The organism is Mesorhizobium sp. M7A.F.Ca.US.014.04.1.1 (assembly GCF_003998745.1).
Classification (GTDB): domain Bacteria; phylum Pseudomonadota; class Alphaproteobacteria; order Rhizobiales; family Rhizobiaceae; genus Mesorhizobium; species Mesorhizobium ciceri.
Map to the genome: position 1 here is coordinate 1 of NZ_RZRW01000340.1, position 6,456 is coordinate 6,456.

The following is a 6,456-nucleotide window of genomic DNA, read 5'->3' on the forward strand; positions in this document are numbered from 1 at the left end:
GTCCACCCGCTGCCGACGACCAGCAGGATGCCACAGACCGCCAGTGTGTTGGGGAATTGCCCGAACACCAGCAGGCCCGAAATGACCGCCCAGACGGTGAAGCAATAGTAGAACGGCGCCACGGCGCTGGTCGGTCCGACGCGATAGGCCATGAAGATGAAGAAGTGGCCGAAGATCAGGAAAAATCCAGCACCTGCCATCAGCAGCAGGTGATGCGCCCCGGGCATGACCCAGCGCTCGGAAACAAGATGCGCGGCGCCGGCGCCGATCAGCACCACCACGACGGCGGAAATCGCCACGATCATCCCCGGCACCTCGGCCGAGACCCGCCGGCCGGCTAGGTCGCGCGCCGCTGCAAGGGCTGCGTTGCCGAGCGCCAGCAGGGCATAGACCGAAATGCCTTGCATGGTCGGCTGCGCCACCATCAGCGCGCCGACGAAGCCGAGCCCGATCAGCGCCATGCGCCGGCCGCCGATCCGCTCGCCAAACAGGATCGAGGAGCCAACCAGCATCAAGAGCGGCGTGATCTGGCCGAGCGCGGTGGAATCGGCGATCTGCATGTTGGCGAGCGCGACCACATAGCAAAGGATCGCCGCCAGCTCGAGCACGTTCCGGCTCAGGACGCGCTTGTCGAAGATCAGCGGGATCTGCTTGCCGTAGCCCAGCGCGAACAGCAGCGGGAAGCCCCAGAGGGCCGCCGCGGCACCCCGCAGAAACAGCACCTCATAAGACGGCAGGCCCGCCGTCGCGAGCTTCATCATTGTATCGTTGACGAGATACGACCCCGTCGAGACGATCATGAACAGCGGGCCGCGGATAGAGACAGGGATGAAATGCATCCGGCCACAAGATCAGAGGCGGATGGCGGCGGCAATGGTCCATGGCCTGGCCATGATTCAGACAGGGCCGGGCAAGCAAGCCGGCGCTTTCGCGGCCTCGATCGGTCGGCCCGCTACCCCTTCATTTTGCCCGGAGCCTTCCTATATCAGCGCCACATCCCCGCAATCGGATCGATGGTTCGGACTGAGTGAGACGGCACCCGGCCAAAAGACGCTTGTGTTTTTTGGCCTTTGTCGCTAATCGCCCCGCATTCGACTGAACTGAAGGTCTTCGACCGAACTGAAGATCCGGGCCGTCCAAGGAAAGAGACAATGGCAAAAGGTAAATTCGAGCGTAACAAGCCTCACGTGAACATCGGCACGATTGGCCACGTCGACCATGGCAAGACGTCGCTGACGGCGGCGATCACCAAGTATTTTGGCGAATACAAGCGCTACGACCAGATCGACGCTGCCCCTGAAGAGAAGGCGCGCGGCATCACGATCTCGACGGCTCACGTCGAATACGAGACGGCCAACCGCCACTACGCTCACGTCGACTGCCCCGGCCACGCCGACTATGTGAAGAACATGATCACCGGCGCCGCGCAGATGGACGGCGCGATCCTGGTCGTGTCGGCTGCCGACGGCCCGATGCCGCAGACCCGCGAGCACATCCTGCTGGCCCGTCAGGTCGGCGTGCCGTCGATCGTGGTGTTCCTGAACAAGGTCGACCAGGTCGACGACGCCGAGCTGCTCGAACTGGTCGAGCTCGAGGTTCGCGAGCTTCTGACCAAGAACGAATTCCCCGGCGACGACATTCCGATCGTCAAGGGTTCGGCTCTGGCTGCTCTCGAAGACTCGGACAAGAAGATCGGTGAAGACGCGATCCGCGAGCTGATGGCTGCGGTCGATGCTTACATCCCGACGCCGGTTCGTCCGCTCGACAAGCCGTTCCTGATGCCGATCGAAGACGTGTTCTCGATCTCGGGCCGCGGCACGGTCGTGACCGGCCGCGTCGAGCGCGGCGTGGTCAAGGTCGGCGAGGAGCTGGAAATCATCGGCATCCGTCCGACGACCAAGACGACCTGCACGGGCGTGGAAATGTTCCGCAAGCTGCTCGATCAGGGCCAGGCTGGCGACAACATCGGCGCGCTGCTGCGCGGCGTTGATCGTGAAGGTGTCGAGCGCGGCCAGGTTCTGGCCAAGCCGGGCACGGTGAAGCCGCACAAGAAGTTCGTGGCCGAAGCCTACATCCTGACCAAGGACGAAGGTGGCCGTCACACGCCGTTCTTCACCAACTACCGTCCGCAGTTCTACTTCCGCACGACCGACGTGACCGGCATCGTGTCGCTGCCGGAAGGCACCGAGATGGTGATGCCGGGCGACAACATCACGGTCGATGTCGAGCTGATCGTGCCGATCGCCATGGAAGAGAAGCTGCGCTTCGCTATCCGTGAAGGCGGCCGCACCGTCGGTGCCGGCATCGTCGTCACCATCAAAGAGTAATTTGGACTTAAACCGATCTGTCGCGGGCGCGGGAGTTGCCCGCGCCGCGCCAGAACAAGGAAGTGACGCATGAACGGACAGAATATCCGCATCCGCCTTAAGGCGTTTGACCACCGCGTGCTCGACGCCTCGACGAAGGAAATCGTGTCGACGGCCAAGCGTACCGGTGCAAACGTCCGCGGCCCCATTCCGCTGCCGACGCGGATCGAAAAGTTCACGGTCAACCGGTCGCCTCACGTCGACAAGAAGAGCCGCGAGCAGTTCGAGATGCGCACGCACAAGCGTCTGCTCGACATCGTCGATCCGACCCCGCAGACGGTCGATGCTTTGATGAAGCTCGATCTGGCCGCCGGCGTCGACGTCGAGATCAAGCTCTAAGGGAATGAGAGCGCGGTAAGGGGCGGTGCCCCTGGCCCGGAACTCTAAAGGAATTGAACCGATGCGTTCAGGTGTGATTGCAAAGAAGGTGGGAATGACCCGCATCTATAACGATGCCGGGGAACATGTTCCCGTCACCGTTCTCCTGATGGAGAACTGCCAGGTCGTGGCCCAGCGCACGCAAGAGAAGAATGGCTACACCGCCGTTCAGCTCGGCGTTGGCCTTGCCAAGGTGAAGAACACGTCGAAGGCGATGCGCGGCCATTTCGCGACCGCTTCCGTCGAGCCGAAGGCGAAGGTCGCCGAGTTCCGCGTCTCCGCCGACAACATGATCGATGTCGGCGCCGAGATCACCGTCGAGCACTTCGTCGCCGGCCAGAAGGTCGATGTGACGGGCACGACGATCGGCAAGGGCTTTCAGGGCGTCATCAAGCGCCACCACATGGGCGGTGGCCGTGCAACGCACGGTAACTCGGTTTCGCACCGTACGCACGGTTCGACCGGCCAGCGCCAGGACCCGGGCAAGGTGTTCAAGGGCAAGCATATGGCTGGCCACATGGGCGACACCCGCGTCACCACGCAGAATGTCGAGATCGTATCGACCGACGCCGACCGCGGCCTGATCCTGATCCGCGGTGCGGTTCCCGGATCGAAGGGCGCCTGGATCCTGGTTCGCGATGCGGCCAAGGTGGCACTGCCGGCCAATGCGCCGAAGCCTGCCGCGATCCGCGCCGTTGCTGCCGAAAGTGGCGCCAAGAACGAGGCTCCGGCCACAGAGGGAGCGGAATAATGGATCTCAAGATCACAACGCTGGGCGGCAAGGACGCCGGCAAGGTGGAACTCTCCGACGAGATTTTCGGCCTTGATCCGCGCGAAGACATCCTGCAGCGCGTCGTGCGCTGGCAGCTTGCCAAGAAGCAGCAGGGCACGCACAAGACCAAGGGTCGCGCCGAGATCGCGCGCACCGGCGCCAAGATGTACAAGCAGAAGGGTACGGGCCGCGCCCGTCACCATTCGGCACGCGCTCCGCAGTTCCGCGGCGGCGGCAAGGCCCACGGCCCGGTCGTTCGCAGCCACGAGCACGAACTGCCGAAGAAGGTTCGCGCTCTCGGCCTCAAGCATGCTCTCTCGGCCAAGGCCAAGAGCGCGTCGATCATCATCATCGACGAGCTGAAGCTGACCGAGGCCAAGACGAAGGCGCTGATCGCGAATTTCGCGACGCTGGGCCTGACCAATGCTTTGCTGATCGGCGGCGCCGAGCTTGACAAGAACTTCAAGCTGGCGGCGACGAACATCCCCAACATCGACGTGCTGCCCATCCAGGGCATCAACGTCTACGACATTCTGCGCCGCGGCACGCTGGTCCTTTCGAAGGCCGCCGTCGAGGCTCTCGAGGAGCGTTTTAAATGACCGACCTTCGTCATTACGACGTGATCGTCTCGCCGGCGATCACCGAAAAGTCGACCATGGCCTCCGAGCAGAACAAGGTCGTCTTCAACGTCGCCAAGAAGGCGTCGAAGCCGGAAATCAAGGCCGCCGTCGAAGCGCTGTTCGGCGTCAAGGTGATGGCCGTGAACACGCTTGTCCGCAAGGGCAAGATCAAGCGCTTCCGTGGCACGGTTGGCCGCCAGAGCGACGTCAAGAAGGCGGTTGTGACGCTGGCCGATGGCCAGTCGATCGACGTCGCGACGGGTCTCTGAGCAAGGCCGCGAGGACAGAACAATGGCACTGAAAAAATTCAACCCGGTAACGCCCAGCACCCGTCAGCTGGTCATCGTCGACCGCTCGGGCCTCTACAAGGGCAAGCCCGTCAAGGGTCTGACCGAAGGCCTGACCAAGTCGGGCGGCCGCAACAATCACGGTCGCATCACCGCCCGCTTCATCGGCGGTGGTCACAAGCGTTCGTACCGCATCATCGACTTCAAGCGCCGCAAGTTCGACGTCGTCGGCACGGTCGAGCGCATTGAGTACGATCCGAACCGCACCGCCTTCATCGCGCTGATCAAGTATGAGGATGGCGAGCTGTCCTACATCATCGCTCCGCAGCGTCTGGCTCCCGGCGACAAGATCGTGTCCGGTGAATCGGTCGACGTGAAGCCGGGCAATGCGATGCCGCTGGCTTCGATGCCGGTCGGCACCATCGTCCACAACATCGAGCTGAAGCCGGGCAAGGGCGCTCAGGTCGCCCGTTCGGCAGGTGGTTACGGTCAGCTGGTCGGTCGTGACCAGGGCATGGCGATCCTGCGCCTCAATTCGGGCGAGCAGCGTGTCGTTCACGGCTCCTGCATGGCCACTGTTGGCGCCGTGTCCAATCCGGACCACGGCAACATCAATGACGGCAAGGCCGGTCGCACGGTCTGGCGTGGCAAGCGCCCGCACAATCGCGGCGTGACCATGAACCCGGTCGACCATCCGCACGGCGGCGGCGAAGGCCGCACATCGGGTGGCCGCCATCCGGTTTCGCCCTGGGGCAAGCCGACCAAGGGCAAGAAGACGCGGTCCAACAAGGCGACCGACAAGTTCATCCTGCGCTCGCGCCATCAGCGCAAGAGCTAAGAAGAGGTAACGCCAAGTGACTCGTTCGATTTGGAAAGGCCCCTTCATTGACGGCTACCTTCTCAAGAAGGTGGACAAGGTTCGTGAAGGTGGTCGCAATGAGGTGATCAAGATGTGGAGCCGTCGCTCCACCATCCTGCCGCAGTTCGTCGGCTTCACCTTCGGTGTCTACAACGGCCAGAAGCATGTTCCCGTCTCGGTGAACGAGGACATGGTCGGTCACAAGTTCGGTGAATTCGCTCCGACCCGGACCTATTACGGTCACGGCGCGGATAAGAAGGCGAAGAGGAAATAATCATGGGCAAGGCCAAAGCTCCGCGCAGGCTTGCTGATAACGAAGCGCGCGCCGTATTGCGCACGATCCGTATCAGCCCGCAGAAGCTGAACCTGGTTGCCGCGCTGATCCGCGGCAAGAAGGTCGCGACAGCGCTTTCCGATCTCGAATTCTCGGCCAAGCGGATTTCCGGCACGGTCAAGAAGACGCTGGAATCGGCAATCGCCAACGCGGAAAACAACCACGACCTGGATGTCGATGCGCTGATCGTGGCGGAAGCCTATGTCGGCAAGTCGATCGTCATGAAGCGGTTCCATGCCCGTGGCCGCGGTCGCGCCAGCCGTATCGAGAAGCCGTTCTCGCACCTCACGATCGTCGTTCGTGAAGTCGAAGAAAAAGGGGAGGCCGCATAATGGGCCAGAAAGTCAATCCGATCGGTCTTCGCCTCGGCATCAACCGCACCTGGGATTCGCGCTGGTTCGCGAACACCGGCGAGTACGGCAAGCTGCTGCATGAGGACATCAAGATCCGCAAGTATCTCGAGAAGGAGCTCAAGCAGGCTGCCATCTCGAAGGTCGTGATCGAGCGTCCGCACAAGAAGTGCCGCGTCACCATCCATGCCGCGCGCCCGGGTCTGATCATCGGCAAGAAGGGCGCCGACATCGAGAAGCTTCGCAAGAAGCTGATGGAGATGACGAAGTCCGAGACGCACCTCAACATCGTTGAAGTGCGCAAGCCGGAGATCGACGCGACCCTGGTCGCCCAGTCGATCGCCCAGCAGCTCGAGCGTCGTATCGCGTTCCGCCGCGCCATGAAGCGTGCCGTTCAGTCGGCGATGCGCCTCGGTGCCGAAGGCATCCGCATCAACTGCGCCGGCCGCCTCGGCGGCGCTGAGATCGCGCGTATGGAATGGTATCGCGA

Annotated in this window: 10 protein-coding genes; 9 read left to right on the forward strand and 1 reads right to left on the reverse strand. The window is 62.6% G+C overall.

Annotated features, from left to right (window positions below):
* A partial coding sequence (locus EOA22_RS21220) for a DMT family transporter (protein WP_164755700.1) occupies window positions 1-839 on the reverse strand: 839 nt, incomplete at its 3' end.
* A gap of 312 nt (window positions 840-1,151) precedes the next feature.
* Here EOA22_RS21220 and tuf point away from each other — a divergent pair.
* From tuf to rpsC, 9 genes are all read left to right on the forward strand, one after another.
* The gene (gene tuf, locus EOA22_RS21225; protein WP_013531404.1) at window positions 1,152-2,327 is read left to right on the forward strand and encodes an elongation factor Tu; all 1,176 of its coding nucleotides are present in this window, start codon (window positions 1,152-1,154) and stop codon (window positions 2,325-2,327) included.
* Window positions 2,328-2,396: 69 nt separating this feature from the next.
* Window positions 2,397-2,705 (forward strand): 30S ribosomal protein S10, encoded by a 309-nt coding sequence (gene rpsJ, locus EOA22_RS21230; protein WP_010909272.1) that lies wholly within the window; start codon window positions 2,397-2,399, stop codon window positions 2,703-2,705.
* Window positions 2,706-2,766: 61 nt separating this feature from the next.
* Window positions 2,767-3,495, forward strand: a complete 729-nt coding sequence (gene rplC, locus EOA22_RS21235) for a 50S ribosomal protein L3 (RefSeq protein WP_013531422.1) — start codon at window positions 2,767-2,769, stop codon at window positions 3,493-3,495.
* On the forward strand, window positions 3,495-4,115 hold the full coding sequence (gene rplD / locus EOA22_RS21240) for a 50S ribosomal protein L4 (protein WP_013531423.1): 621 nt from the start codon (window positions 3,495-3,497) through the stop codon (window positions 4,113-4,115). Before rplC ends, rplD begins: the two co-directional genes overlap by 1 nt.
* Window positions 4,112-4,405, forward strand: coding sequence for a 50S ribosomal protein L23 (locus EOA22_RS21245; protein ID WP_013531424.1), 294 nt, complete (start codon window positions 4,112-4,114; stop codon window positions 4,403-4,405). The genes rplD and EOA22_RS21245 overlap by 4 nt, the downstream gene beginning before the upstream one ends.
* 22 nt (window positions 4,406-4,427) lie before the next feature.
* Entirely contained in the window at window positions 4,428-5,261 is an 834-nt protein-coding gene (gene rplB / locus EOA22_RS21250; protein ID WP_013531425.1) for a 50S ribosomal protein L2, read from the forward strand.
* Between the two features lie 16 nt (window positions 5,262-5,277).
* Window positions 5,278-5,556, forward strand: coding sequence for a 30S ribosomal protein S19 (rpsS, locus tag EOA22_RS21255; protein ID WP_006205463.1), 279 nt, complete (start codon window positions 5,278-5,280; stop codon window positions 5,554-5,556).
* A 2-nt stretch (window positions 5,557-5,558) separates the two neighbouring features.
* The gene (gene rplV, locus EOA22_RS21260; protein ID WP_006205462.1) at window positions 5,559-5,948 is read left to right on the forward strand and encodes a 50S ribosomal protein L22; all 390 of its coding nucleotides are present in this window, start codon (window positions 5,559-5,561) and stop codon (window positions 5,946-5,948) included.
* Window positions 5,948-6,456, forward strand: a 509-nt coding sequence (gene rpsC / locus EOA22_RS21265) for a 30S ribosomal protein S3 (RefSeq protein ID WP_127390202.1), incomplete at its 3' end; no start/stop codon positions are given. The genes rplV and rpsC, both read left to right, overlap by 1 nt.

Bases quoted from the DNA above. Each gene is read 5' to 3' on its own strand.
- tuf (WP_013531404.1), top strand. From the start codon at position 1,152: ATGGCAAAAGGTAAATTCGAGCGTAACAAGCCTCACGTGAACATCGGC.
- rpsJ (WP_010909272.1), top strand. From the start codon at position 2,397: ATGAACGGACAGAATATCCGCATCCGCCTTAAGGCGTTTGACCACCGC.
- rplC (WP_013531422.1), top strand. From the start codon at position 2,767: ATGCGTTCAGGTGTGATTGCAAAGAAGGTGGGAATGACCCGCATCTAT.
- rplD (WP_013531423.1), top strand. From the start codon at position 3,495: ATGGATCTCAAGATCACAACGCTGGGCGGCAAGGACGCCGGCAAGGTG.
- EOA22_RS21245 (WP_013531424.1), top strand. From the start codon at position 4,112: ATGACCGACCTTCGTCATTACGACGTGATCGTCTCGCCGGCGATCACC.
- rplB (WP_013531425.1), top strand. From the start codon at position 4,428: ATGGCACTGAAAAAATTCAACCCGGTAACGCCCAGCACCCGTCAGCTG.
- rplV (WP_006205462.1), top strand. From the start codon at position 5,559: ATGGGCAAGGCCAAAGCTCCGCGCAGGCTTGCTGATAACGAAGCGCGC.